Source organism: Amycolatopsis sp. WAC 04182 (assembly GCF_003947465.1).
In the GTDB taxonomy this organism is placed as follows: Bacteria; Actinomycetota; Actinomycetes; order Mycobacteriales; family Pseudonocardiaceae; genus Amycolatopsis.
Genome location: NZ_QHJJ01000008.1, coordinates 374,309 through 399,790 on the forward strand (window position 1 = coordinate 374,309; position 25,482 = coordinate 399,790).

Sequence of the window (25,482 nt, forward strand, 5' to 3'; positions counted from 1 at the left end):
GAAGCCTTGTCCCGCACCATTCTGATCTCCGGCGCCGGCATCGCCGGACCCGCACTGGCCTACTGGCTTCACCGGCACGGCATGACCGCGACCGTGATCGAACGCGCGCCGGAACCACGTCTCGGCGGGCAGACCGTGGACCTGCGCGGCGCCGGCCGGACCGTCATCGAACGGATGGGTCTCGAACAGGCCGCCCGCGACCGCCTCACGCAGGAAGAGGGACTGCGTTTCGTCGAGGGCCGCAACCGGATCCGCGCGTCGTTCGGCGCCGACGGCGATGGTTTTGTCACCGAGCTGGAAATCCTGCGCGGTGAACTCGCCGAACTGCTCCACGAGCACACCCGCGACGACATCGACTACGTCTTCGGCGACGAGATCACCGGGCTGACCGAGACCGGCGACGGCGTGGACGTCACCTTCCGGAACGGCGCGGACCGGCGTTTCGCACTCGTCGTCCTCGCCGACGGTTTCCGGTCCCGCACCCGGGACCTCGTCTTCGCCGACATCGCCCGCACCCGCTCGTTCGGCCTGTACACCGCCTACTTCACCATTCCCCGCAGCGAATCGGACGAACGCTGGGCCCGCTGGTACAACGCCACCGGCCGCCGCGTGGTCATCCTGCGGCCCGACAACCGGGGCACCACCCGCGCCACACTGTCCTTCCTGTACCCGCGACCCGGGCTCGACCGGCTGCGATTCCCGGCACAGCAAGACTTCCTGCGCCGTCACTACGCCGACGCCGGCTGGGAAACCCCACGCGTCCTCGACGCGATGGGCGACTCACCGGACTTCTACTTCGAATCCGTCGGGCAAATGCGTCTCGAGCACTGGTCACGCGGCCGGATCGCCGCCGTCGGCGATGCCGCCTACTGCGCCTCCCCGCTCAGCGGCATGGGCACCAGCCTCGCCCTCGTCGGCGCCTACGTCCTGGCCGGCGAACTCAGCCGCCACCCCGACCACCGCGACGCCTTCCGTGCCTACGAAACCATCATGCGGCCTTACGTCACCCAAGCCCAGAATGTCTCCTGGTTCGCGCCGCGGCTGGCCTCCCCGAAAACCCGCACCGGCATCCGGCTCCTCACCACCCTCGCCGGCCTCGCCACCAACCCCACGATCAGCCGCCTCACAAGCCGATTCACCACCCCGCCCGCAGATGCCATCGACCTCCCCAGCTACCCCACGCCCGGCTGAGACCAGCGTTCAGTTCAGGTCGGGACCACGGCTTTCGGTGCGGTGCAGCGCGGCTAGTTGGAGGCCGAGTACGACGCCGACGCCGATCGCGGCGGTGGAGACGACGGCTTCGGCCACGGCGGTCCAGGAACCGTCGACTTGGGCGAAGACCTGCGACAGGCTCAGATACAGCGCGGGTCCGGGCAGTACGGCGCCGGTCAGCCCGGGGATGGTGACGACGGCGGTCGGTACTCGCAAGGTCCGGGCGGCCGCGCCGGCCAGGGCGCCGAGCACCGTGGTCGCGAGAAAGATCGACAGGGGAGTGGCCAGGCCGAGTATCGAGTGTCCTGCCCAGTTCACCAGGGAGGTGATGATCCCGGCGGCGCAGGCGAGCAGCCACCATCGGGCGGGTGTGCCCATGAGGATCGCGTTGCCCAGCGAACCGACCACCGCCGTGGCCGGCACCAGGGCGAGCGGCAGCGTGGCGAGGTGGACCCGGCCTGCTTCCCCGAGGATGTCGAGGTCGTTGGCCACCGAGACCACGACCATGACCCCGGTGAGGATCGCGCCGGTGAGCAGCAGGACCGTGACCATGCGCGCGGCGGCCATCAGGTGGTAGTCGCCGATGGCGTCTTCGACCAGGGACACCAGCGACAGGATCGGCAGGAGCAGCACGAGATTGGCCGCGGAGAGGCTCGCGGCCTCGTGCCCGTCGAGCAATCCGAGGGACAGTAGCGCGATCGCGGCGACGAGCACGGTGCTCGCTTTGGCGGCGACTTGGAAGAACTCGGCGATGCCGATCAGGCCGAGCGCCCAGCCGACGCGGTTGGCGAGCACGAACAGCGCGGCCGCGACCACCGCGGCGAGGACGGTGCCGTTGGCCTGCAGGCAGATCATCGCCGCGAGGAGGCATCCGCCGAGGAGACTGACGTACCAGGGCCAAGTCGGGCCCGCCGTGGCGAGTTTGCCGATCGCGCGTTCGGCTTCGTCGGGGGAGATCGCACCGGTGCCGGCGCGGACCGCGAGTGCTTCCAGGTCGCCCATCCGGCCGATGTCGCGGGTGTCGTTCGCTTCGATGCTGCCCAGCAGCACCACCGGCTCGCCGCCACCGCTCGGGCAGTGCTGCAGATGTACCGCCCGTACCCCGACCGAGATCCGCAGATCGTCGATGCCGCCCGCGTTCGCCAGCCGGCGAACCGTGCGGACGACGACCGCGGTCTCGATGCCCTGACGGAACATCTGCATCGCCACGTCGAGAGCGAAAGCCAGCACACGTCGCGCCCGCGCGCGTTCGTCCTCCGACATGGCCGGAACTGTAAACGGCCGAGCCGCTCTGTCATGCGATCGCGAGCGGCACGGTCGCTCGGCTTAGCCCGATCGTGGCAGGAGGCGACGGCATGGCGCTGCCTAGGGCCTTTCTCTCAGGTGACCAGCGTGCCGCCGTCGGGAACGAACCGAGTGTCCATTATGGACAGCGAGAGGGGGCGGAATCGTTGGCCGGACGCGCCCAGCGTAGCCGTGGGTTTCGGCCGAGCAGCGTCTGTTCGATCATGGTCCGAACTCGCTGTCAGTGCTCGGACAGCCGAGGTCGGTTCGAGGCTTCAAGCGCTTCGTCCACGGTGTGGTAAAGCCTCAGAACGATGTCGAGGCCGGTGATTTCGATCGGCCGGATCACGGGGCTGTTGGAGTCCACGGCGATGCGCAGCGATTTCCCGTGTTCCGCCGCGTAAGTGTCGGCGGTGACCAGCGTGGCCAAGCCCGCGGAGTCGAGAAAATCCACTGTGGTCAGATCCAGCACGCAGGTACCGGCGGTGTCGTCGAGAGCGGTGGTGAGCGCCGCGTGCAGTGCCGGCGCCGCCTCGGTGTCGACTTCGCCGGTCACCGTGACCACGGTGCTGCCGCTCACGACGCGGCTGACGATGTCCAGCTCGGGTGGTGGCGGCTCGGCCTGGGACGGTTCGCTCACGGCGGTCCAGGTTCCGCTTTTTTCGGTGCGGAGCATGGCTAGTCCTCGTTGTGCCAGGTCCGGGCCGCGGCCAGATGCGGTGCGTGATTTCCCTCGCGGTTCAACGCGAGTTCGACCCACACGGTCTTGTGATCGGCGTGGTTCCGGACGCCCCAGGCGGAGGCGAGCCGGTCGATCAGCAACAAGCCACGCCCGCCGGTACCGTCCGGCGTCCTTCGCCGCGGTTGGCGCGGCGAAGCGTCGTCGACCTCGATCCGCAGGCTCCCTCGATGCGTGAGTTCGAGGCGGCAGGCGCGCGGCGCGTCACCGTGCTGGTGGGCGTTGCTGACCAGTTCGTCGGCCACCAGGACCGCGTCGTCCACCGCGAGCCCCCGATAGCCGCCCAGTGCCTGGCGGACACCATGGCGGACGGCCCGGGTGGAGGTCGTGTCCAGGTCGTAGGCCACGGTGCTCGGATCGGGCTCGCTGCGCTCAGTTGTCCCTGGCTGTGTTGACATTCGTCCCACCCGCCTCGTTATTTGGACGCTTGCTTGGAAACATCGCGCACTGAGTTCAGTACCCCGTGGTGAACAAAAGCAAACTACGGTGATGCCGGTCTGCGCCGGATCGCGATCACGACGGTGTCGTCGGCGTGCAAGACCACGTCGTGCATTTCGGCGGCGAGTGCACTGGGGACTGTCGCTGTGGGTTCTCCGGCGTGGCGCGGTGCTATGGCCAGTAGCCGGGCTTCGCCTTCCTGATGGTTCTTGCGGCTTTCGGTCAAGCCGTCGGTGTACAGCAGGAGCAGATCGCCCGAGGCGAGGGTGCGGCGGACCAGGCTGCCGTTGCCGGGGTCTGGGAAGCCGACGCCTCTTCCGACGCGGGAGGGCACCAGGAGTTCGGTGCCGCCGTCGGAGGTGACGAGGACCGGACGGGGATGGCTGCCGTTGGCGATGGTGACGTCGCCGGTCGCCGGGTCGAGCCGGGCGATCAGCACGGTCGCCATCAAGCCGGGTTCGATGGTCGCCAGTGCGCCGGCGGCGCGGGCGATCAGGTCGTGGAGGGGATGGCCTTCCAGTGCCAGGGTGCGGATGGCGTGGGTGACGGTCAGCGCGTGCCGGGTCGAGGTGACGCCGTGGCCGACGGCGTCGACGAGGGTGATGTGCAGGTTCCCGTCGGGCAGCACGAACCAGTCGTAGAGATCGCCGCCGGTCGGGGAGTCCGGCTCGCTGGGCGCGTAGTGCACGGCCAGGTCGAAGGCGTCCACGTGTGGTGGCGGAGGGCGCAGCGCGTCTTCGAGTTCGCGGAAGATCACCGCGTGGGCTTGCCGGAGTTGTTCGTCCCGTTCCTCGAGTTCGACGTACATGGCGAGCACGCCGCTGTTGGTTTCGGCGAGTTCGTGTTTGAGCTCGCGCTGCTCCTGGGTGACGGCGTCGGCGCGGGCGATGAGGGCGAGCATTTCCTCGCGGGTGGCCAGTTCGTCGTCTTCGGGAACGGTCGCCGTGTCGTGGACGGCGGGAAGGTGCCAGGTCAGGGTCGCGCTGTCACCTGCGTCGGGCAGCAGTGGCAAAGTGTTGCGGTGGTCTTGCCCGACCGGTCCGGGAAACCGGAGGGTGACGGCGAGCCTGCCGTCACCCGCGGTGGTCGACAGCTCAGGTGGCTTACCCGCGTGCACGGCGAGCAGGGTTGCCGCGAGGACCAGCTTGGCGCGGTCGTCGGCGGTGACTCCCGCGGCGGCGCAGGCCTCGCGAAGTCGGTGGCGTAGCGGGGCGATGGGGGAGTGCGTCATGGCGTTCCCGTTCCGGATCCGACCACGATCAGGGTGGCGTCGTCGTGCGGGTCGCGGTGCCGGTGGGCGAGGTCGGCGGCGAGCAGTGCCGGGATCGGGAGCGGGCCGAGGGGTGCGGCGCCGCGCCAGCCGGTGCCGATTCCGTCGGTGTGCAGGACGACGACGTGGTGCTCCGGCAGGTCCACGGTCCGGACGTGGGTGTCCGGCAGGGTGAAGCCGACGATGCCGGGCATGCTGAGCAGCGGCCGGCTCTGCCCTGACGTCAGCACCAGGCCGCCGATGTTCCCCACACCGCAGAATTCGAGCAGGCCGCCGGAAATCCGGGCCAGCGCGACCGCGGCGCCGCGGGTCTGCCGCAGCGATCGGTGCATGGCGGTGAGATGGTCGCGGAGCGGGCGGCCCGGGTTACGGCGGAAGACGTCGATCGCGGCCACCGCCGCGTCGCCTGCCGCGGGGCCGTGGCCGAGGCCGTCCACGACGGCGATGGTCCGGGCGCCGGGCAGGGTGGCGAGCGCCAGGCCGTCACCACACCGGTCTTCACCTTCGCGCGCCAGGCGGACGTGAGCGACGGCTGAGGCGTTCGTTCCGGTGACCAGTGTTCGTGCCGCCGCGGTGGTGCCCGAGCCGGCCGCCGACCGGATCCGGAACTCGGCGGCCAGCCTGCCGACGGCGCCGAGGCCCGTGCCCAGCGTCGCGGTCGTGGTGTGGCCGTCGATACGCCAGTAGTCCAGATCGGCCATGCCCGGCCCGGAATCCGCGGCGTAGATGTCCACGCCGGCTCCGGCGAGGGAGCGTTGAATGAAGACCGTGCCGTCGGTGGCGTGTTTGTCGATGTTGCCCGCCAGTTCGGAGGCGATGACGGCCGCCCGTTCGGACAGTACCTCGGGCAGCCCCGTTTCCGCGGCGACTTCGCGGGCGGCGCGCGCCGCCGTGTAGACCGCGCTGACGTGGTCGATACGGATCTGGCGGGTGGTTTCCGCGACGGTGACCGTCATGGTTTCCAGCGCACGATCGTGACCGTGGTGCCGCGGCCGGGAGCGGTGTCGATGGTGAACTCGTCGACGAGCCGCCGGGTTCCGCCGAGGCCGTGCCCGAGCCCGGCGCCGGTGGAGAAGCCGTCGGTCATCGCCTGATCGACGTCGGCGATGCCGGGGCCCTTGTCGCGCACCGTCAATTCCAGGCCCACACGACCGTTTCGCAGGACGGTGATCGTCATCGTGCCGCCGCCACCGTGGATGTAGGCGTTGCGGACCAGTTCGCTGGCGGCGGTGACGATCTTGGTCTGGTCGACGATGGTGAAGCCCACGGCGACCGCACTGGCCCGCACCGCGTGGCGGGCGCTGAGCAGATCTTTTTCGGCGCGGACGGAGTGTTCGCGCGGACCCTGGTCGGTGAGTTCGTCAGGAAGCATGAGGCGCCTCTTCGGCGTCCTCGGCGGGACGGCGCCACCCCAGCAGTTCCATGGCCTGTTCGGCGTTGAGCGCGGTCTGCACGCCGGTGAGCCGCAACCCCAGTTCGGACAGGGTGATCGCGACGGCGGGGCGCATTCCGGCGACGATCATGCGGGCGCCGAGAAGTCGTCCGGTGGCGGCGAGTTCCATCAGCACCCTGGCGACGAAGGAGTCGATGATCTCCAGCCGCGAGATGTCGAGGATGACCCCGCGGATCTCCTCGTCGGAGATCCGGGTGGTGAGTTCGTCGGTGAACCGCAGCGCGGTGGTGTCGTCAAGGTCGGCCAGCAAGCCGCTGATCAGGATGTCTCCGAGCCGAAGGATCGGCAGGCCGGCGCGTGTGCTCACCCGGTCACCGCGCGGGTGCGGTCGCCGAGCAGGTCCAGTGCGGCGGCGAGGGCGTCGGCCAGCGAGCCTCGGGTCACGATGTGGGAGAGGTCGATGCCGAGCTGGGTGACGGTCTGCGCGATCGACGGACGGACACCGCTGATCAGGCATTCGGCGCCCATGAGCCGGACCGCGCTGACCGTTTGCAGCAGATGATGCGCCACCGCTGTGTCCACTGTGGACACGCCGGTGATGTCGATGATCGCCACGCGGGCCTCGTGGGTCTGGATGGCCTCCAGGAGGTTGTTCATCACGACCTGGGCGCGGGCGCTGTCGAGGGTGCCGATCAGGGGTACTGCCAGTACCTGGCGCCACAGCCGCACCACGGGCGTGGACAGCTCCAGCATCTGCTGGTGCTGGCGCCGGATGATCTCTTCGCGCCCTTCGACGTAGACCGAGAAGGTGAGCAGGCCCGCGGCGTCCAGGAGCTGGTTGACCAGCAGTGACGCCTGATAGCGCACCGCCGGGTCCTCGCTGCGGCGTTCGAGCGCGCTCAGGGTCGTGCGCTTCAGCGCCAGGATCGCCGTGGCCGTGACGGCAGGTGCGGTACCCGCGCGAGCACGCCGCTCGGAAAGCCCGCGCAGGGCCGAACGGACCGCCTGATCGCGCTCGATGATCCGGGCCGGCGGCACCCCTGTCTCCAGCGCGTCACGCAGGGCCCCGAGCAATTCGGTCGCCTCGCGTCGCAGCGCGGACTCGTCGAGCTGAGCCGAAGAGCCGGTCAGCTGCCAGCGGATCCAGTCGTCGACCAACTGGTCTTGGTCTTCGCCGAAGATCCGCGACAGCAAGTCCCGGACGGCGGAGTCGTCCGTCCTCTGCACCGAGGCCTCCCAGGAGCTCCAGGCCGCCCTCTGGATATCCGGGAGCAGCAACCGTTGTCATATGACAATAGTTAGCCTACTGGAGAGAGTCTGGTAGGTCACATCCGGATCTAGCCGGACGCCGCCTCACGGAATTCCCGGAGGCCTGCGGCGAGCGTCTCCCGGGTTTCGGGGGTGAGTTTTTCCAGCACCGCGCGCAGGCTTTCGCGCCGACGGGCCCGGAGGTCCCGCAAGTACGCGCGGCCGCTGTCGCTGAGCCGCAACGTGATCTCACGGCGGCTGGCGGAACTGGGCAGCCGTTCGAGGAAGCCGACCGCTTCCAGCCGGTCGCACAGGCGGCTCACCAGCGGCGGGGTGGAGCCGAGCACCTCGGCGAGGGCGCGCAGGTTCAGTCCGTCGTGGTGGTCGAGTGCCACGACGGCGCGTACTTGGGACGTCGACAGCGGACGCGGTGACGCCTCGCGAGCCCGCTCGAACATGATCTCGAGCAGCTCGGCCGTCTCGGTCACGGCCGCCGCCACCGTCTCGGTGCCGGGCGGCTCGGAGGACCGATTCACAGACCCACTCTCGCATCCTTATGCTGAACTGTCAGCTCAGCTCACCGCGGCACGTCCTGCGACCGGTCCGACGGAGCGGTGCGGACTCATTCCCGGGTGCCCGATTCGAGGCGCCGGGTCCGGTGGGCAGGAGGCGAACGCGGTGGACAGATCCTTGGCAGTCGAACGGGTCCTGCGCGGTGTCCAGCCTCATGCGCTGCTCGACGGGCTGCGCGCGGCGTTGAGCGAGCATTTCGGTGCCGGCGCCGTCGAACTGCTGATGGCCGACTACAGCCTCACCGAACTACGCCGAGTGACCGTCCTGCCGTACACGACCGAGCCGATGCCGGTGGCAGGCACCGCGGCGGGCGAGGCCTTCACCACCCAGCGGGCGACGTTCGAACCCGCCGACGACGGCATCCGCGCACACCTCCCGGTCACCGTGCGCGGCGACCGGCTCGGCGTCCTGGCCGTCACGCTGCCCGAAGAGCCGGAACCGCCGGTGTGGGCCGAACTCGGCCGGTTCGCCGAGGCACTCGGGCACGAGGTCTTCGTCGCAGACCGCGACACCGACCTGTACGTGCAGGCCCGCCGCTCCTCGCGGCTGACGCTCGCCGCGGAGATGCAGTGGCAGTTGCTCCCCGGCCGTGCGTGCAGCCGTCCCGAATTCGCGCTCGGCGGCCAGTTGGAACCCGCCTACGCCATCTACGGCGACTGCTTCGACTGGTCGGCCTCCGCCCGCACCTTGACGGTCACGCTGGTCAACGGCATGGGCGAAGGCAGCAGCGCCGCCCTGCTGACCAACCTCGCCGTCAACGCGCTGCGCAACGCCCGCCGCGCCGGTATTCCCCTGGACGCACAGGCTGAACTCGCCGACCAAGCCATCTACGCGCAGCATCGCGGCCAAGAACACGTCGCCACGCTCCTGCTGGAATTCGACCTCGCCACCGGCGAGATCGCCGCGGTCGACGCGGGCTCACCCCGCTTGTGGCGGCTCCGCGACGGCAAAGTCGAACGTGTCCACTTCGACGAACAGCTTCCCCTCGGCACGTTCGAAGACACCCAGTACACCGCCGAAACCCTGCAAGCGTTGCCGGGCGACCGGTTCGTCTTCGTCAGCGACGGCGTGTACAACGCGGCCGGACCGCACGGAGAACTCTACGGCGACCGCGAACTGACCCAGGCCGTCCTCGCGACCGCGGATCTGCCCGCGGCTCACGTTCCGAGCGCGGTCCTCGCCGAACTGCACGAACGCCGCGACGGCGGGCTGGCCGCCGACGACGCCATGGTCGTCTGCCTCGACTGGTTCGGCTCGAATCCCAGCGCCGACCGGGAATCCGACATCGCCTCCACGACGACGGTTTGATTCTTCCGGCGGCCGCCCGCCTTTGTGTCAGCGGGCCAGCTCGGTCAGCCTGTCGTTCGCCTCGTGCGGGGTCATGCCGGCGCCCCGCTGATAGGCGGTGTCGTAGTTTCTGTGGCCGAGCGCTTCCGTGACTGCTTCGGTGAGGGAACGCAGTTCGGTGTCGCCGTGGTCGAACGTGCCGCGGATGGCCTCCGCCAGGCCGAGTGCGGTGGCGGCGCCTGCCGGATCGCCCTCCAGGAACAACAGCCTGGCCAGGAGCTGAGCGGCCGCGGGGGCGTCCATGAGCGCCTGCGCGGCACGGACGGCGCGGGGCAGCAGTCCGCGGGCGCGTACGGCGTCCCCGGTGGTGATCAGGTTGGCCACCCTGGCGGGGAGGAGCCGACCGTCGGCGGTCTGGGCCGACTGCGGAAGCTCGCGGACGAGCGTTTCCAGCCGGTCGAGTTCTCGATCGGCGCGGCCGACCTCTCCGGAGCGGCGGTAGAACTCGGCAAGGCAGCCGAGGACGTCGATCTCCAGCACCGGCTGGCCACGCCGCCAGGCCGCTCGTTCGGCCGTTTCGATGTCGCGACGGGCACCGGTCAGATCGCCGGCGCGCAGGCGTTCCGCGGCCAGCGCGAGCCGGGTGGTGACCTCGTCCTGCGACCCGAGGCCGGAGGCGATCGCGATGCTCTGCTCGTAGGCGGTGATCGCCTGGTCGTGCTCCCCGGTGACGGCGTGGATCTGCGCCAGGCCGTACAGCGTCTTCGCCGTCCACCACCGATCTCCCGTCTCCTCGAACGCGTGCAACGCCGCGGTCATCGCCTTCGCGGTGCCGTCGCGGTCGCCCCGTCCGCGACAACGGATGGCTTCGATCATGAAGGTGCAGGCGATCGCCCAGCGGTCCTCCCCGCCACGGACCCGGGCGATCTCCCGGTCGAGCACGTCGTCCAGCCCGAACATCACCGCCATCACCACCACGACCGTCAACAGCATCGGATAGCGCCGCAGCGCGCCCGTGCGGGCACAGTCGTCGATGAGCGCGCGCAGCCGTTCGCGATCGGTCACCGGCCCGCCCTCGGTACCCACCAGGTGAAGGGCGGTGAACGCGGCCCGGGCATCCGCGGGCAGCGCGTCGCCGAACTCGGCGACCTTGGCGACGTAGGCATCGGCCCGGGCGTCGTAGCGGAGCATGACCCAGTACCAGTACAGCGGCCCGAGAATCCGGGCCGCTGTCTCGGCGTCGCTGTCGTCGATGGCCGTTTGCAACGCGTACACGAAGTTGTCGTACTCGGCCTGGAACACCCGCAGTGCCTCCGCCTGCTTGCCGGAACGGAGCAGTGGCTCGTGGTGCTCGGCCAGGTCGGCGAAGTGCCGCGTGAGCGCGTGAAGGCGGACTTCGACCTCACCCGAGAGTCGCAGCTTTTCCCTCGCGTGGGCTCGGATGGTTTCCAGCATCCCGTACGCGTCGCCGGAGCGCTCCACAAGGGACTTGTCGACCAGGGATTCCAGGAGATAGACGATCTCGCCCGGCGGAAGCGTCTCGTCCGCGCAGACCGCCTCGATCGCGGCGATACCGGATCGTGCGGGAAAGATCGAGATCCGGCCGGCCAGTGCGCGTTCGTGGTCGCTGAGCAGGTCCCAGCTCCATTCGATGACCGCGTGGAGGGTCTGCTGCCGGGGCTGAGCGGTCCGGTTGCCGGTGCTGAGCAACCGGAATCGGTCGTCCAGCCGCCGGGCGATCCGGTCGGCGGTCATGGTCCGCAGCCGCGCCGCGGCCAGTTCCAGCGCCAGCGGCAGTCCGTCCAGGCGGCGCACGATGTCCACGACCGGGGCCGTGCTGGTCGCGTCCAGGACGAAACCGGGCTGTACGGCCGCCGCCCGGTCGAGGAACAGCCGCACCGCGGTCGATTCGCGGGCGCGGGCGGCGTCGGCGTGCGCCAGAGGGAGATCCAGCGGACCCAGGCGGCACAGCGCCTCACCCATCACCTCCAGCGGCTCCCGGCTCGTGGCGAGAACGGTCAGGTACGGCTGGCGCTCCAGCAGTCGCCCGGCGAACTCCGCGACGGCTCCGGAGATCTGTTCGCAGTTGTCCAGCACCAGCACGCCTTCACCGCCGGCGAGCAGATTGACCACTCGTTCCAGTGGCGGGCCGGTCGGCTGGGCTTCGGCGACGCTGAGCGTGCCCAGCACCGCCTCCACCAGGTCGTCGGCCGTATCCGCCGCTGCCAGGGAAACGAGCCAGACCCGGCCGCGTTGATGGGACCGATGCCGGCTCGCCGCCTCCACGGCCAGCCGGGTCTTTCCCACGCCGCCGGGTCCCACGACGGTGACCAGCCTGGAGGTTTCCAGCAACCCGGCCAGCAAGCGCAGCTTCTCGTCCCTGCCGACGAAACTGGTCAGCTGGGCGGGCAGCCGTCCTCGCGCCGCCTCAGGCCGGGCCTGGTGCGGCTCAGGGATTTCCAGCTCACCCCGGAGCACGGCGAGGTGCGTTTTCCTCAGGGTCTCGGAAGGGTCGACGCCGAGCTCCTCGGCGAGCGTCTCGCGGACCTCTTCGAACACGGCCAGCGCATCGGACTGACGGCCCATCGCGTGCAGCGCCCGCATTCGCAACCCGGCCAGCCGTTCGCGCAGCGGATGGGCCGCGGCCGCCGCTTCAACGTCGGCCAGGATCTCGCCGTGGTGGCCGAGCAGCAGCTCCGCCTCGAAACGGTCTTCGGCGGCCCCGGCGCGCAGTTCGTCCAGGCGCGCGCCGGCCGCACCGGCGAAAGGGAGGTCGCGCACGTCGGCCAGCGCTTCCCCTCGCCACAGCGTGAGTGCCTCGTCCAGCAGCGAGGCCGCTTGTCGTGCGGCGCCCGCGGCCAGTTCACGGCCGCCGCGCTTCGCCAGCTCCTCGAAGCGGATCGCGTTGACGTGCCCGGGATCCACGTGGAGCCGGTACCCACCGGCCACCGTCTCCACGGCACCGGCCTGTCCCAGTGCCCGGCGCAGCCGATGGACCAGCGCGTGCAACGCGTTGACGGTGTCCCCGGACTGGTGCTCGCCCCACAGGCCATCGAGCAGCGCGTCGACCGACACCACCTCGCCTCCGGCCAGCGCCAGCCTGGCCAGCAGGGCGCGAACCCTGATGCCGCCGAGCTCGATCGGCGCACCGTCATCGGCGAACGCCCGAACGGGTCCCAGCACCTCGATCCGCATGGTGGGCAGGCTATCGGGCATGTCCTGAGGACGGCTTACAGCAAGCCGGCGCGGGCTGTAAGGGCGTTATAAGCGGTCTGTCAGAGCCGCCGGACATCGTTGTGGACATCAGCGATGACGTCCGAAAGGCAGTGCGATGACAACGAACGACAAGGTCCAGCAGGCGCTCGAGTCGGTTGTGGCCGAGTACGGTATCCCCGGCATCGTGGCCGAGGTCGAAGACGGCGACCGGACCTGGTTCGGCACCGCGGGCGTGGCCGACCTCCGGACCGGGGCGCCCCGCCAGGCAGGGGAGTACTTCCACGCCGGCAGCAGCGGCAAGGCCTTCACCGCCGCCGTTCTGCTGTCCCTGGAGGCCGAGGGCAGGCTGAACCTCGACGACCCGGTGAACGCCCACCTGCCCGGGGTGCTGGACGTCAACGGCTACGACGGCGACAAGATCACCATCAGGCACCTGCTCAGCAACACGAGCGGGTTGTTCGCCACCGGCCTGGCACCGGAGATCAGCTACCGCTATGCCACCCGCTCCGGGTTCGACGAGCATCGCTTCGACACCTTCACCACCGAAGAACTACTTCGGGTGGCGGTGTCCCAGCCGCCGGTCGGCGCGCCAGGCGAACGCTTCGAGTACGCCAACGGCGGGTTCTACATCGCCGGCGCGATCATCGAGAAGGTGACCGGCAACGGCTACGCCGAGGAGGTGGAACGCAGGGTCGCCCGGCCTCTCGGCCTGACCCGCACCCGCGTGCGTCCCACCGCCGACAGCGGGTATCCCGATCCGCACCCGCGAGGCTATTCCCACCAGTTCCTCAAGGACGGCGCCGACCCTGCCACGCTCACGCCGGAGAACTGGCAGTCGCTGATGGAGGAGCCCGGCCTGCCGCCACTGGACGTCACCGAGCTCAACTCCTCCCTGGGTTACGCGGCGGGCAACGTCGTCTCCACCACGTCCGACATGATCCGGTTCCTCAAGGCGATGATCACCGGCAGCCTGCTGCCGCCCGCCCAGCACCGGCAGATGTGGACGACGGTCTCCACCGAAGGCAGCTACTGGATGCCGCACACGCGCTACGGCCTGGGCCTGTTCGAGTTCGACGAGCAGGCGACGGGCGGCCGGACGCTGCGCGGCGTCGGCGGCAGCTTCTGGGGAACCTGGTTCTTCGCGGTCGGCACCCCCGACGGACGGCACACCATCGCCGTCCACACCAACACCGAGTGGAAGGCCTGGGACCCGATGTTCAAGATCATCGAAGCGGAGTTCGGCGTCACCATCGGTGGATGACAGCGCCCAGCCACGGTTCGAGCCGTTCGGGATTCGCCCATCGGATGGCCCACCCGCTCGGGTCGGCTATCCGATGGGGCCGGTGACTTGTTGTGGAGCCGTAACCCTTTCGGGTTCCCCGGTCGGGCTACCGGATCGGCAGGAGAGGCGGCGCAGGCGGCGGCTGGGTAGATGTGTCCAAAGTGTACGGTCGTCCGTTCGCGCCACGCTCCGCGAACGTATCGTCAAGGCTCATGGGAATCGCTCCTCGTGTTGCCGAGGCACCGTCCACAAAGGTCTCCGCGCTGGATCTGATCGACGGCGGCGTCCGACGGCTGGATTTCGCCAACCAGGCTGACATTCTTCCGACGGCGCAGCACGTGTTCGCGGTCATGGAAACCGTCGGAGAGCTACTGGCCGAAGCTGATCCGGGCAGCGCCGCCCTGGCGCGCGCGGCCCGGCGTGTGCACAAGACGATCGTCCGGAGACTGGGCAGGGCGGAGGCCGTCACCGGCGAGATCACCATGCTGGCACCGGAAGCGTTCCGTTTCGACGGTCGGCATCACCGGGACGACGACTCGTCCCGGACCACGCCCGACTTGACCACCGCCGGTGCCGTACGGAGGAGACTGCTCGCACTCGCCATCGAGCTCGAGTCCGCCTTGTCGCTCGCCGCCGAGAACTCGCGGTATCCGGCTTATGCCGACGCTGTCCGCGAAGCCGCAAGTCTCGCCCATGAGCTCGCCCTCTGCTGGGACGGCAGCCACCTTGCCTGACTTTCAGTTGCCCTGGCAGAGCCTTCGGCGAATCCGGCTCAGCGCCGGTAGTGGACCTCGCCCCGCAGGGCAGGTGACGTGGGGCTGCCGCAGCGCTGCTCGAACGTCGCGTCGAGCGCGACGAGCCCCTCGGCGCCGCGTTCGATGTGGGCGATCGTGAACGTCGAATAGTCGTCGACGCAGCCCAGTCCGTTGGAGATGGCCAGGATATGCGCTCCCTCCGCGTGGCTGTAGGTTCCAGCTTGCAGGGTTCCGGACGGCGCGGTGAAGTCGAGCGCGATGTAGTCGAATCCGTGGTCGGTCTCGGCGTCCACCCGCAGGGTTCCGCTGCTCTCCCAGAATCGGACCTCGTTCTCCGGTGAGGCAGTCCAGTGACCGCTTCTGCCATCGACGGGGTGGGCGCCCTGTTCGGCAGTGAAGTCGAGGCTCGCGACGGTTTCGGCGGCCGCGGCAGGCGCTAACGCGGTGGCCAGACCGGCGGCGATGGCGAGCGTGGTGATGGCACGAGCAAACTTCATGAAACCCCCAGTGGCAGCCGCTCTCGGCGGAGCGGGTCCTGACCGATATTGCCGGTATTCCTGCGACCCTGCCACGGGTAGAACTACTCAACCGGTGCGCTGCTGTTGGGCCAGATGGAGCATCGGCGATATCACATCCATGGGCGCGCTACGTGGCACCGCGGCGCGCGTGGAGGTGGCCTTTCGGCAGGCGGGGGTGTCTGGCAGCATTCCGGGCAGGGTCAAGCCGGTCTGGGAGGTTCCGTGATGGTCGTCCGCCATGTTCTGTCCGGTGTGGGTGCGCTGGGCGTGTCCGCCGTATTGCTGGCCGCCACGGCCGGGAGCGCGACCGCGCATCCGGCCGGCGACCGCGCGATCTGGTCGGCGCCGACGGTGCCGATTCCGGTCACCATCCACGATCTGAAACCGCGTGTTTGTTACAACGTCCATGGCCTGCTCGGGGAGAAGGCCAACTACCTGGCGAACCGGACCAAGTCGTCGGTGCTCAACCTGTTCTCCGAACCCGATTGCGGCGGCGGCCTGTTCATCGACGCCATCTTCCCGCCGGACAATTCCGGGAGCCGGTCGGAGTCCCACAAGAACTACTTCAGCTTCAACGTGTCCCCGCTGTCGGGCGGCGGAGTTTGATCGCGCGACCGGTTCGCTGGGATGCCGGTCGATCCACCTGAGCGAATACCTGACGAGCCACGGGGCGAACGGCCCGAAGAAGGCGAGGTAGCCGCTTCGGTCCACGTGATACCGCTCGAAAACTGCGACCAGTCCTCACACCAACTGGGCGAGCGCGTCGGCGCTCTGGCTGCCCGGCTCCGCGGTGTACATCACCAGCTGCAGGTCGGTGCCGGGCAGCAACAGGGTTTGGCAGATCACCTCCAGGTCGCCCAGCTCAGGGTGGCGCAAGTGCTTGCGTAGCGTCGGAATGGGCCGTACGTCGTGGTCGCGCCAGCCGGCGGCGAATTCCGGGCTGTGCGCGGCGAGCTCGTTGACCAGCTCGCCGAGGACGCGATCGGCCGGGTAGCGGACGCTGGCCGCGCGCAGCTGGGCGGCGAGCTGCCGGGCGAACTCGCCCTCCGCGCCTGCCGGCGCCCAGCACAAGGTGCCGCCCAGCCGGATGGCCAGTCGCACGGTGTTGCGCTCCTCAGCGGGCAATAGCCCGAAATCGGTGATCAACGCGGCTGCCGTGCTGTTCCAGGCCACGATGTCCTGCCGCTCGTCGACCAGGTAGGCGGGTATCGGCCCGAGCCGGTCCAGCAACTGGTGGGCCTCGGCGGGCACCGGCCTCCGATCGGCGTCCGTGCCGGGCGGGACCTGCCCCGCCAGCCGCGCCAGGTGCTCGCGCTCCGCGGCGGTGAGCTGCAGCGCGGTCCCCAGAACTGCCAGCACCTCCGGGGACGGGCGCGGTGCGCGCGCCTGCTCCAGCCGTTCGTAGTAGCTGACCGACATCCCGGCCAGCGCGGCCACCTCTTCGCGGCGCAGCCCGGGAGTGCGCCGGGCGCGTCGGCCCGACGGGCGGGTCGCCGTGGCCGGCACCTGGTCCGGGCGTAGTGCTTCCCGCCGGCGGCGCAGGAAATCGGCCAGTTCGGCTCTGCTCACCCCACCCATGGTGGCACGGGGTGCGCGGCTTGGCCACGGACTGGCGGTCCGGGGCTCAGCGGTCTGTTCCTCGTCGGCGGGCCCGCGTCCAGTCTGAACTGGACACACCCCGATGCACTGTGGAGGACACCATGCCACGCACTCCCGAGGAAACGATGCGCCTACTGCTGGTTCTGATGCTGGCCAAGGACACCGGCGCCGTCGCCGACTTGTGGGCGGAAGACGGCACCGCCGAATTCCCGTTCGCCGTCGGGACTTCGCCGCGCCGGCTGACCGGACGGAAAGAGATCCGCGACTACTTGGCAGGTTTCCCAGAGGTGTATGACCTGCGAGCGGTCCCTCCGATCACCGTGCACCACACGCAACGGCCGGACACCGTTGTCGTGGAGTACCACGCGAACGGACAGTCGGTGCGCACCGGAGAGCCCTATCGGATGGATTACATCGTGGTGATCACCGTCCAGGACGGTTCGATCACCCACTTCCGGGACTACTGGAACCCGCTGGCCAACGCTGCGGCGGCCGGGACGCTGCCCGAGCTGCTCGACTCACTGCGCTCGGGGACTGTCCGATGACCGGTGTGCTGGTGACCGGCGGCACCGGGAAGACCGGGACCGCGCTGGTGGAACTGCTGCGCGGCAACGGTGTGCCGGTCCGGGTGGCCAGCCGCAACCCGTCCGCCGGTGACCCGGACGCGGTCCGGTTCGACTGGGACGACCCGGCCACCCATCCGACCGCGCTACGCGGGGTGGGCCGGGTCTTCCTGGTGCCCCCGACGAACACCGTGGACCCGATGCCGCCGGTCCGGCCGTTCCTGGCCGAGGCGCAACGCCTCGGCGTGCGCCGGGTAGTACTCCTCGGCTCCGCTATCGAGCTGCCGAACGCTCCCAGCGCGCTGGAGCTGGCCGCGCAGGTGCGAGCCCGGCCCGGGTGGGTCGTGCTGCGCGCGTCCGGGTTCATGCAGAACTTCCTGAGCCCGCACCCGATCGGCGAGCGGATCCGGCGGCACGGCGAGATCCGCACCGCCGCCGCCGACGGCCGAGTGGGCTGGATCGACGCGCGGGACATCGCGGCCGCAGCCTCCGCCCTCCTGACCGAACCCGACGTCGGGCCCAGCGACCAGCGCGACTACCTGCTCACCGGGCCGAAGGCGTTGAGCTACCGCGACGCGGCGGCGATCATCACCGCACGCACCGGACGGCCGGTCCGCGTGGTGTCGACAGGCGTCGATGAGCAGGCAGCCAACTACCGGGCGGCAGGCGTACCCGCCGAGTTCGCCGCAGCCATCGCCGCGGTGGAAGACGGCATCAGAGCCGGCCGGGAAGACCGGGTCAGCACCGCGGTGCTGGACCTGACCGGCCGGCCGCCCCGCACCTTCGCCGAATTCGCCCAGGAGCACGCACTCGAGTGGTCGGACGGAGGCATTCTCGAACGCTGACCGATGACAGGCCGCCCGGTCCTGGACCTGCCGGAGCGCCGCCCCGGCGCCTGCGGACTCCGGGGCGGCGGCCGGTCAGGGCAGGATCTTGCCCGCTCCCGCTCCGGCGGTCACACTGCCTTTCACCGCGCTCGCGGACTCGAGGCTGTAGGAGTACGGAATTCCGGCCACCGTTCCGCTCGCCTGAGGTGAACCGGATCCGGTGAAGAGGTTCCCGCGCTGCACCAGGGTGCCGGCCGGTGAACCCGCGTAGCCGACCAGCGTGGGTTCGTCGACGTTGTCGAAATGGTTGTTCTCGACGAGGACGCCACCCTTGCAGGTGGACGCGACACCGTATTCGTTGTCTCGATAGTAGTTGTTGAACACGTGCACCGGATTGGCGAACCGCACACGCGGATGCCGTGTCCCCGAGCCGTCGAAGTAATTGTGATGATAGGTCACCCGCAATTTGCCGATATCCTGGCTCCCGTTGTCGTCACTGTGCCCGAGCAGCATCGATTTGTTGTGCCCGTGCACGCGGTTCCAGGACACCGTGATGTAATCCGAAGCGCGCTTGATGTCGACGGCGCCGTCGTAGCCGTTGGTGAACGTGTTGTGGTCGACGACCACGTTGGTCGAGGCCTTTTCGATGTTGATCGCGTCGTCGTCCCAGTCCCGGAAGGACAGGTTCTGGATCACCACGTTCTTGGATCCGCTCAAGGTCAGGCCGCAGCCGTCGATCGTGGCGCCGGCATTGCCCAGAATGGATTTGTTGGAGCCCACCTTGAGCATGCCGGAGCAGGAAATGGTGCCGGAGACCCGCACCACCGCCGCCGTGGTTCCGCTGATCGCCGAGCTCAACGCGGACGCCGAGGTCACCGTGATCGGCGGCGCGGCGCCGCCGCCGTGGGTGCCACCGTTCTGGCTCGCCCAGCCGATCGGTGCCGCCTGCGCGGAGATTTCCGCATTGACGCCGGTGGTCACCACGGTGGACGAGGTGATCACGGTCAAAGTCAGAATCGAAAGAAATCGAAAAGGACGCAAATTCATCACGCCGCCTCCTTGCGGTCGATGAAGAAAACAGAAATGTCCTCAAAGGATTGATTCGGATCCGATGGCGAAGTGCCGAGAACAGGAGACCAACGAACCGGCTTCACGTCAACCCTCGATCGCCGATTCCCGGTTCACGCTGATGAATCGTGTGGTCAGCCCCGCCGCGATTCACCGATATTGCTCCAGGTGGACGATCCGGGCTTGACGGGAGCGCTCCCAGCTATCACGATGCGTTTACAAGTGTGGACGTCGTTCAGATATGTGAATCGAGATGCGATCATGAACCTCACGCGCCGCAGCTTCGGACTCCTCGCCACCGCTGTGCCGGTGGCCGTCCTCGCGGGTGGACACCAGACCGTTCAGGCCGCCGTGCCGGGAATTCCGGCGGCCATGCGCCGGGCCGCGGCGTTCTTCGACCAACAGCTCTCCCATCGCGGCGCCTACGTCTGGAGCTACCTGCCCGACCTGTCCCAGACCTGGGGTGAGATGGCGGCCAACCGCACCATGTGCTGGGTGCAGCCGCCGGGAACGCCGTCGGTCGGGCACAGCCTGCTCGACGCTTACCACGCCACCGGCGAGGAATCCTTCTACCGCGCCGCCTCGCGCACCGGCCTCGCCTTGGCGGAGGCACAGTTGCCGGTCGGCGGCTGGAACTACGTGCACGACTTCGCGGGTACGAAGTCGCTGCGCAAGTGGTACGACACCGTCGGCGCGAACGGCTGGCGGCTGGAGGAGTTCCAGCACTATTACGGCAACGCGACCTTCGACGACGCGGGCACGTCCTCCGCCGCCCAGCTCATCCTGCGCCTCTACCTGGAACGCGGTGATCACCGGTTCGGCACGGCCCTCGATCGCGCCCTGCGCTTCGTGGTGAAGGCGCAGATCCGCGGAGGGATCGCCGACGGCGGCTGGCCGCAGCGTTTCCCCCGGTTCGCGGGGGCGGTGAAAGACACGCCGTGGCCCGAGGTGCTGCCGCCGTGGCTACCCGCCGACATCCGGCACGGCATGGAGGACGGTGACTACACCGGCCATGTCACCTTCAACGACGACGTCCTCGGCGAGAACATCAAGTTCCTGCTGATGTGCATGTCCACTTTGGACAGGCCAGGGCTGGCCGGGCCGATCCGGCGCGCGATGGGCTGCCTGCGCCGCCTGCAGCAGCCAGGCCCGCAGGCGGGCTGGGCGTTGCAGCACTTGACCAGTGCCTCGGGCGGCAGGCCCGCGGGTGCTCCGGCGGGCGCGCGATCCTACGAACCCCGCGCCCTGGCCACGCACACCACACAGACCAATGTGCAGCAGCTGTTCCACTATTTCAGGCTCACCGGCGATCGCGGATTCCTCGACCGTGTTCCCGAAGCCATCGCGTGGCTGGACAGCTGCCCGCTCACCGCGCGGCAGCACGCCGAGAACCCGTCGCTGGCCGGGCGAACCCATCCCACCTTCGTGGATCTGGAGACCAACCGGGCGCGGTTCGTCCACCGCTTCGGCTCGAACGTCCGCAACGGCGCTTACTACTCCGACAACGACCACCGCGCGACGCTGAGCCATTATTCCGGCGGCCGCGTGATCGACACCGCAGCCCTGCGCGCCACTTACGAGCAACTGCGCGCACTCACCCCGGCGCAGGTCGCCGACCTGAAGGCGCGCTCGCCGCTCAGCGGCGTCCCGGTCCCGCTCCCTCGCTACTTCACCCCGCGCGAGCCTCAGCTCACCGACCTCTTCCTGGGCGCGCCGTCACAGCTGCCGGTCGTGTCCGACGCGGAGGCGACGGCGCTGGCCGGCGGGCTCGGTGGCAACGATTACTGGCTGACCCCGGCGGACGCGATCACCAACCAGTATCGCGGTCCTTCGCCGACCACGCCTTACGCAGGCAAGGCGTACATGAGCAAGCATGTTGGTGACCTGTACGACACCTCGCCCTACGATCCGCTCACCCCGCCCGAGGAGCCGCCGTACCGGCCGACGGAGCGGCCGCCGGTGATCAGCACCGGCACCTATGTGGCCAACATGGGCAAGCTGATCTCCTGGGCCGCGGCCAAATAGGCGGCCGAGTATCCCGCTATCCGCGATTCAATCCGTCACGATGGAGAAACGAGCCGGGGCTTTACCGAGGCAATGCCGGCGGCTATTGCCAGTTCTTTGACAGCTGTCTATAAAGTCCGGGTGAGCATCGACACCACCGACGGACGCGAGCTCCGGGCCGTGCGTTCCCGGGCGGCGTTGTTCGCGGCCGCCGTGGAGCTGGTGTCCGGGCGCGGCAGCGCGAACATTCCGGTCACGGACCTCGCCGGGGCCGCCGGGGTCAGCCGCCAGCTCGTCTACCTGCACTTCGGTGACCGGGACGCGCTGCTGGTCGCCGCCGCGATCGATCTCGCACAGCGTGAACTGGCGCTCGGCGCGCAGTCCGGCCGCGCCGCGATCCTCGCCACCGTCCGGCACTTCGCCGCCCATCGCGAGTTCTACCGCGCGCTGCTCACCGGCCCGTGCGCGTTCACGTTGACCACTGCCCTCACCGACCTGCTGGCGCCGGCCAACCGCCAGGTGGTGCTCGGGCTCTTCGGCGACCGGGCGGGAACCGGGACGGTCGACGACCTCGCGGTGTTCCTCACCGGTGGCGCCGGTGCGCTGATCAACGCCTGGCTGCTCGGCGACGAAGAGTCACTCGATCCCGAGGAACTGACCGACCGCCTGGTCCGGCTCCTCCGCACCCTCGGCGGACTCCTGGAAGAGGACCGATGTCACACCCCGAACTCGTGATGGAATTGGTGGCACGGCTGGAAGTGCTCATCGCCGAGCCGATCGACACCGGGGTGACCCCGGCCGGGCGCCGCCGGATCGTCCCGATCACCGGCGGCACCGTCATGTCCCCTCGCATCGATGCGCCCGGCCGCCCGGTGTCTCACTCGAGTTCCACCACATCCGCGTGAAGTGAGGTCGCTCGTGTCGATCCTGTCCCAGCCGTTCGTCGCCGATGGCGTGGCTCGCTTGATGGCCGCTGCCGCCGGTCGAGTGATCAAACCGCGTCCGCTGTTTCCCGAGATTCCGGGCTGTAGCAGCGACATCACGGTCCCGACCCGGCACGGGCCGATGCCCGCCACGCTCTACCGGCCGCCGGAAGGCACTCCGGCAAAAGGTGTCTACGTCAACGCGCACGGCGGCGGGTTCGTGATGGGGGGCGCGATCGGGGACGACCCGCTGTGCCGGTTCCTCGCCGAGCACGCCAGGGTGTTCGTGGTCAACGTCGACTACGCGCTCGCGCCGGCCCGGCGGTTCCCGGTGCCCTGCGAGCAGGTGTACGACGCGCTGAAGTGGGTGGCCGCGCCCGGGCGCGAGTGGGCGGGCGCACGGCTGTGCGTCGGTGGGCAGAGCGCCGGTGGTGCGCTCGCGGCCGCGGCGTCCCGGCTCGCGTTGCGCGAGGGCGGGCCTGAGATCGTGCTGCAGGTGCTGCACTATCCGCCGCTCGACCTGGTCACCCCGGCCACGGCCAAGCCGGCGCCCCCGGGCAGGCGGGTGGTGATCCGGCCGTGGATGGGGGAGGTCTTCGACACCGCCTACATCCCCGACATCGCCCGCCGCGGCGACCCGCTGGCGTCTCCGGCGTGGGGCGGCAACGGCGACGGCCTGGCGGGGATCGCGCCCGCGCTGGTGCTCACCTGCGAGCACGACCGCCTGCGCGCCGAAGCCGTCACTTACGCCGGCAAGCTCGCGGAAGCCGGTGCGCTGGTGGAGCACTACGACATCCTCGGCGTCGACCACGGCTACGACCTGATGGGCGGGGAGCCGGAGCTGGTCCGGCGGGTGTACGCGTTCCTGGCCCTGCACGTCGAACGCGCGGTGACCGCCTGATCGCGCGCGCCGGCGCCAGGGCAGGTGCTGTCCGCATTCTGCGACATCCTCGGTTGCGTCGACCTGACCGCGGGATGCTCCGCCGGCCGTGACTACATGACGATGGACATCGGTGACTGGGACGATGGGAAGGGGGCAAAGCGATCGCCGCGACGACGATCCTGTTGCCCTGGTTGTTGTTGCATGGCATTGGGCGCGCCGGGCGGTGAACGGACATCGACAGGCAGCCGGACTCGCGCCACTCGGACGCGTCTCGCCCTTGCGGGGCCTGGGTGCGGAGAACCCCCTCTTCCATCCGTTCGGCGCCGAGTCGGTAGGTCTCTTGGTGCAGGTGGTGTAGTAGTTCCTCGGTGTGAGCCGTGCGATGTCCATGAGGTCGTCGCGGGGCTCGTTTTGTCCTCCCCGTAAGCGTCGGGCGGCGAATGCGAAGACGGTCCAGTAAGGCTCGAGTTGGGTCGCCAGGTCGCGACATACGAGTGTGCCACCTCCGATTGGGTGGACCAGGTAGAGCGACGTGGCCGTCTCGGAGGAGGTTCTGGACACGGCTAGGGGGTACAGGGGCGGGATGTCGAGGCTGCGCAGGATGGCGCAAGGAAGTGCCAAGGCCGGCAGGGAATCCCCGCCGAGGTCGAAGAAGCTGAACGGGTCGGTGGGCGGGGATACCCCGACGATTCCCTGGTTCGCGGGACAAGGCGGTGAGATCGACCGGGACGCCAGCCTGCCGCAGATTGCCCGGTGGCCAGCAGCGACGTGTAGCTCCCGTGTGCTTATTCACGTCGGCCGAGGGCGGGAAGCCAGAGTGTCCGCAGGGAGAAGGCGTTGTGACGCGTCGTCCAGCCGCACAGGCCTCTGCCGGCACCGGGTTGGCGCGCCAGGCTCGCGTCGAAGTTCGGGGGCAGCCGGGGAATATCGGGTGTCGTGGGCTGGGACGGCAATGTCCCGTCGAGGGCGTTGGACGACCCGGGGGGACGTTGTTGTCCTGGTTGAGGGGTGACCAGTTGGTAGAGGGATGACGATCTTGTGGAAACAAGGCAAAGGGACACCGCGTCGGAGTAGTCCGCGCCGGTGATCTGCGCAGCCCAGGCATGGAGAAGCGACTGCGCCGCGTGGGGTTGTGGAATCTCAGGTCGGCCGCACCGGCATGACCAGCCCCTCGGGGCCGGGCTGTGTGTGCGGCGGCCGGACATCGCGCCTGCCGCCGCGGCGGCAGGTGGAGCTGCGGGCGACACGTCGCTGGTATTACCGGATCCCGGCAGACGGCGATGGCACGATCAGGGACGCTGCGGTCCGCTCACAGGAAGACACATGCCAGCCCGATGAGTCAGCCAGTCGTCGAACACAGCCCGGTGCCGGGCATCATCGCCGCCGAGTTGCAGGTCGCCGCGCGTGGCAGCGCCGGGGGATGGTCGGGTCGGCTCCGTTCGTGGCCGGGCAAGGTCGTCCCGGGCAACGACCGGCAGATCACCGCGGCGGTCTTGACGCTGATCGGGAACGCTCGATGGCCTCGGGACCAGGCGACCGAGCTGACCGCGCTGTTCGCTCCGCTGTATCGGGCGGGCTGGTGCAATGAGGCGATCGTGCGCATGCTGGACACCGACCCGGACGGGACCCGGCAGCCGCCGTGGCTGGTCGATCGCGCCACACCGACGATCGGACCGCTGAAGATCTACCTCGCCCGGCGGCTGCGCGCCTGGATCCCGGCCGATCCCGGCGAGCAGGACGACACACGCGCCATCACCCGCCTACCGGCCAGCCTGCCCGATCCGCCCGTCGCGGGAACCACGTTCCCAGCGTGGGCCGAACGGATGCGCCTCGTCTACGGCGACGCGGAACGCCGAAAACCGGCCACGCACCCGGCAACCAGCTCCGAGCCGGATCGACGGCGCGGCCGCGGTGGACAGGCTACTCCGCTGGAGCGGCGGCGGGAGGCAGTGCGACGACGGCAACGCGCGCTGGGCGCGCTGTGGGATCGTGGCGAACGAGGCCTGCTGGAGAACGATCCGGCCATCACCGCGGACACCGCGCTCCTGCTTCATCCCAGTGTCTATGACGCGGTGAAGATCGTGGCACGTACGGGCGATCGTGCGCAGATCGCGCGGCTTCGCCGTGCGGTCCGGCTCGCCCGTCTCGATGTCGCCGCCCGGCCGGGGCAGGAGGTAGACGCGGGCAGGGCGGCGGAGATCCGGCAACTGGCCCAGACGATCACCCGCCGCGACGGAAGTGCGATTCCGTTGGGAAGCCTGGCGCTGCTCCTGGCCGACATGGCATAGCTGCTGCCGGGTACGGCTCGAGCTGCTCCGCCCGCGGCCGACGATCGCCCGGCTCTCATGCCCGCTGAACGTTCGCTCGCACTGCCCGCGACAAATGAGGCCCTTGGCATCG

Annotated in this window: 25 protein-coding genes; 12 read left to right on the forward strand and 13 right to left on the reverse strand. The window is 69.4% G+C overall.

The annotated features are described in order from the left end of the window. Positions 1–6 precede the first annotated feature (6 nt). Positions 7–1,191 carry an FAD-dependent monooxygenase gene (locus DMH01_RS36535; RefSeq protein ID WP_125683033.1) on the forward strand — a complete coding sequence of 395 codons (1,185 nt, stop codon included), beginning with the start codon at positions 7–9 and terminating at the stop codon, positions 1,189–1,191. Positions 1,192–1,200: 9 nt separating this feature from the next. On the opposite strand, the gene DMH01_RS36540 is transcribed toward DMH01_RS36535, so the two are convergent. The 9 genes from DMH01_RS36540 to DMH01_RS36580 form a co-directional block, all read right to left on the reverse strand. Beyond that, entirely contained in the window at positions 1,201–2,475 is a 1,275-nt protein-coding gene (locus tag DMH01_RS36540) for a threonine/serine exporter family protein (protein WP_125683035.1), read from the reverse strand. A gap of 262 nt (positions 2,476–2,737) precedes the next feature. Then, positions 2,738–3,172 carry an STAS domain-containing protein gene (locus DMH01_RS36545; RefSeq protein WP_125683036.1) on the reverse strand — a complete coding sequence of 145 codons (435 nt, stop codon included), beginning with the start codon at positions 3,170–3,172 and terminating at the stop codon, positions 2,738–2,740. 2 nt (positions 3,173–3,174) lie between these two features. Beyond that, the gene (locus DMH01_RS36550; protein ID WP_125683038.1) at positions 3,175–3,633 is read right to left on the reverse strand and encodes an ATP-binding protein; all 459 of its coding nucleotides are present in this window, start codon (positions 3,631–3,633) and stop codon (positions 3,175–3,177) included. A gap of 83 nt (positions 3,634–3,716) precedes the next feature. Continuing rightward, a complete protein-coding gene (locus tag DMH01_RS36555; RefSeq protein WP_125683040.1) occupies positions 3,717–4,904 on the reverse strand; it encodes a PP2C family protein-serine/threonine phosphatase in 1,188 nt (395 codons plus the stop codon). After that, positions 4,901–5,899, reverse strand: a complete 999-nt coding sequence (locus DMH01_RS36560; protein WP_125683042.1) for an ATP-binding protein — start codon at positions 5,897–5,899, stop codon at positions 4,901–4,903. The genes DMH01_RS36555 and DMH01_RS36560 overlap by 4 nt, the downstream gene beginning before the upstream one ends. Continuing rightward, a complete protein-coding gene (locus tag DMH01_RS36565) occupies positions 5,896–6,315 on the reverse strand; it encodes an anti-sigma regulatory factor (protein WP_125683044.1) in 420 nt (139 codons plus the stop codon). Before DMH01_RS36565 ends, DMH01_RS36560 begins: the two co-directional genes overlap by 4 nt. Then, complete coding sequence (locus tag DMH01_RS36570) at positions 6,305–6,703, reverse strand: STAS domain-containing protein (protein WP_125683046.1); 399 nt, start codon at positions 6,701–6,703, stop codon at positions 6,305–6,307. Before DMH01_RS36570 ends, DMH01_RS36565 begins: the two co-directional genes overlap by 11 nt. Beyond that, positions 6,700–7,563, reverse strand: a complete 864-nt coding sequence (locus DMH01_RS36575; RefSeq protein ID WP_125683048.1) for an STAS domain-containing protein — start codon at positions 7,561–7,563, stop codon at positions 6,700–6,702. Before DMH01_RS36575 ends, DMH01_RS36570 begins: the two co-directional genes overlap by 4 nt. Positions 7,564–7,673: 110 nt before the next feature. Further along, positions 7,674–8,120 (reverse strand): MarR family winged helix-turn-helix transcriptional regulator, encoded by a 447-nt coding sequence (locus tag DMH01_RS36580; RefSeq protein WP_233621814.1) that lies wholly within the window; start codon positions 8,118–8,120, stop codon positions 7,674–7,676. Positions 8,121–8,274: 154 nt separating this feature from the next. Here DMH01_RS36580 and DMH01_RS36585 point away from each other — a divergent pair, with 154 nt between their 5' ends. Further along, on the forward strand, positions 8,275–9,465 hold the full coding sequence (locus tag DMH01_RS36585; protein ID WP_233621815.1) for a PP2C family protein-serine/threonine phosphatase: 1,191 nt from the start codon (positions 8,275–8,277) through the stop codon (positions 9,463–9,465). Positions 9,466–9,492: 27 nt separating this feature from the next. On the opposite strand, the gene DMH01_RS36590 is transcribed toward DMH01_RS36585, so the two are convergent. After that, the gene (locus DMH01_RS36590; RefSeq protein WP_125683052.1) at positions 9,493–12,639 is read right to left on the reverse strand and encodes a BTAD domain-containing putative transcriptional regulator; all 3,147 of its coding nucleotides are present in this window, start codon (positions 12,637–12,639) and stop codon (positions 9,493–9,495) included. A gap of 136 nt (positions 12,640–12,775) precedes the next feature. Between DMH01_RS36590 and DMH01_RS36595 the strand changes: the two genes are divergently transcribed. Together DMH01_RS36595 and DMH01_RS36600 are read left to right on the forward strand one after the other, a co-directional pair. Then, positions 12,776–13,921 carry a serine hydrolase gene (locus DMH01_RS36595; protein WP_125683054.1) on the forward strand — a complete coding sequence of 382 codons (1,146 nt, stop codon included), beginning with the start codon at positions 12,776–12,778 and terminating at the stop codon, positions 13,919–13,921. A 233-nt stretch (positions 13,922–14,154) separates the two neighbouring features. Next, positions 14,155–14,676 (forward strand): hypothetical protein, encoded by a 522-nt coding sequence (locus tag DMH01_RS36600; RefSeq protein ID WP_125683057.1) that lies wholly within the window; start codon positions 14,155–14,157, stop codon positions 14,674–14,676. A 38-nt stretch (positions 14,677–14,714) separates the two neighbouring features. Here the strand turns inward: DMH01_RS36600 and DMH01_RS36605 are convergent, their stop codons facing one another. Further along, positions 14,715–15,194, reverse strand: coding sequence for a hypothetical protein (locus DMH01_RS36605; protein ID WP_125683058.1), 480 nt, complete (start codon positions 15,192–15,194; stop codon positions 14,715–14,717). 246 nt (positions 15,195–15,440) lie between these two features. Here DMH01_RS36605 and DMH01_RS36610 point away from each other — a divergent pair, with 246 nt between their 5' ends. Then, on the forward strand, positions 15,441–15,821 hold the full coding sequence (locus tag DMH01_RS36610; protein WP_125683060.1) for a hypothetical protein: 381 nt from the start codon (positions 15,441–15,443) through the stop codon (positions 15,819–15,821). A gap of 135 nt (positions 15,822–15,956) precedes the next feature. Here DMH01_RS36610 and DMH01_RS36615 read toward each other — a convergent pair whose 3' ends face one another. After that, positions 15,957–16,784 carry a helix-turn-helix transcriptional regulator gene (locus tag DMH01_RS36615; protein ID WP_125683062.1) on the reverse strand — a complete coding sequence of 276 codons (828 nt, stop codon included), beginning with the start codon at positions 16,782–16,784 and terminating at the stop codon, positions 15,957–15,959. A 131-nt stretch (positions 16,785–16,915) separates the two neighbouring features. On the opposite strand from DMH01_RS36615, the gene DMH01_RS36620 reads away from it, so the two are divergent. Together DMH01_RS36620 and DMH01_RS36625 are read left to right on the forward strand one after the other, a co-directional pair. Beyond that, positions 16,916–17,359 carry a nuclear transport factor 2 family protein gene (locus DMH01_RS36620; protein ID WP_233621816.1) on the forward strand — a complete coding sequence of 148 codons (444 nt, stop codon included), beginning with the start codon at positions 16,916–16,918 and terminating at the stop codon, positions 17,357–17,359. Further along, entirely contained in the window at positions 17,356–18,222 is an 867-nt protein-coding gene (locus DMH01_RS36625; RefSeq protein WP_125683064.1) for an NAD(P)H-binding protein, read from the forward strand. The genes DMH01_RS36620 and DMH01_RS36625 overlap by 4 nt, the downstream gene beginning before the upstream one ends. Before the next feature lie 75 nt (positions 18,223–18,297). On the opposite strand, the gene DMH01_RS36630 is transcribed toward DMH01_RS36625, so the two are convergent. Then, the gene (locus DMH01_RS36630) at positions 18,298–19,206 is read right to left on the reverse strand and encodes a polysaccharide lyase family 1 protein (protein ID WP_233621831.1); all 909 of its coding nucleotides are present in this window, start codon (positions 19,204–19,206) and stop codon (positions 18,298–18,300) included. Positions 19,207–19,533: 327 nt separating this feature from the next. On the opposite strand from DMH01_RS36630, the gene DMH01_RS36635 reads away from it, so the two are divergent. The 5 genes from DMH01_RS36635 (at position 19,534) to DMH01_RS36655 (ending at position 25,370) form a co-directional block, all read left to right on the forward strand. Beyond that, positions 19,534–21,297: a pectate lyase gene (locus tag DMH01_RS36635; protein WP_125683068.1), complete on the forward strand. Its 1,764-nt coding sequence runs from the start codon at positions 19,534–19,536 to the stop codon at positions 21,295–21,297. A gap of 120 nt (positions 21,298–21,417) precedes the next feature. Then, positions 21,418–22,011, forward strand: a complete 594-nt coding sequence (locus DMH01_RS36640; RefSeq protein ID WP_233621817.1) for a TetR/AcrR family transcriptional regulator — start codon at positions 21,418–21,420, stop codon at positions 22,009–22,011. Further along, positions 21,990–22,181, forward strand: a complete 192-nt coding sequence (locus tag DMH01_RS36645; RefSeq protein ID WP_125683072.1) for a DUF3237 family protein — start codon at positions 21,990–21,992, stop codon at positions 22,179–22,181. Before DMH01_RS36640 ends, DMH01_RS36645 begins: the two co-directional genes overlap by 22 nt. 13 nt (positions 22,182–22,194) lie before the next feature. Beyond that, positions 22,195–23,100, forward strand: coding sequence for an alpha/beta hydrolase fold domain-containing protein (locus tag DMH01_RS36650; RefSeq protein ID WP_199745755.1), 906 nt, complete (start codon positions 22,195–22,197; stop codon positions 23,098–23,100). Between the two features lie 1,316 nt (positions 23,101–24,416). Next, on the forward strand, positions 24,417–25,370 hold the full coding sequence (locus DMH01_RS36655; protein ID WP_125683074.1) for a hypothetical protein: 954 nt from the start codon (positions 24,417–24,419) through the stop codon (positions 25,368–25,370). Positions 25,371–25,482 lie beyond the last annotated feature (112 nt).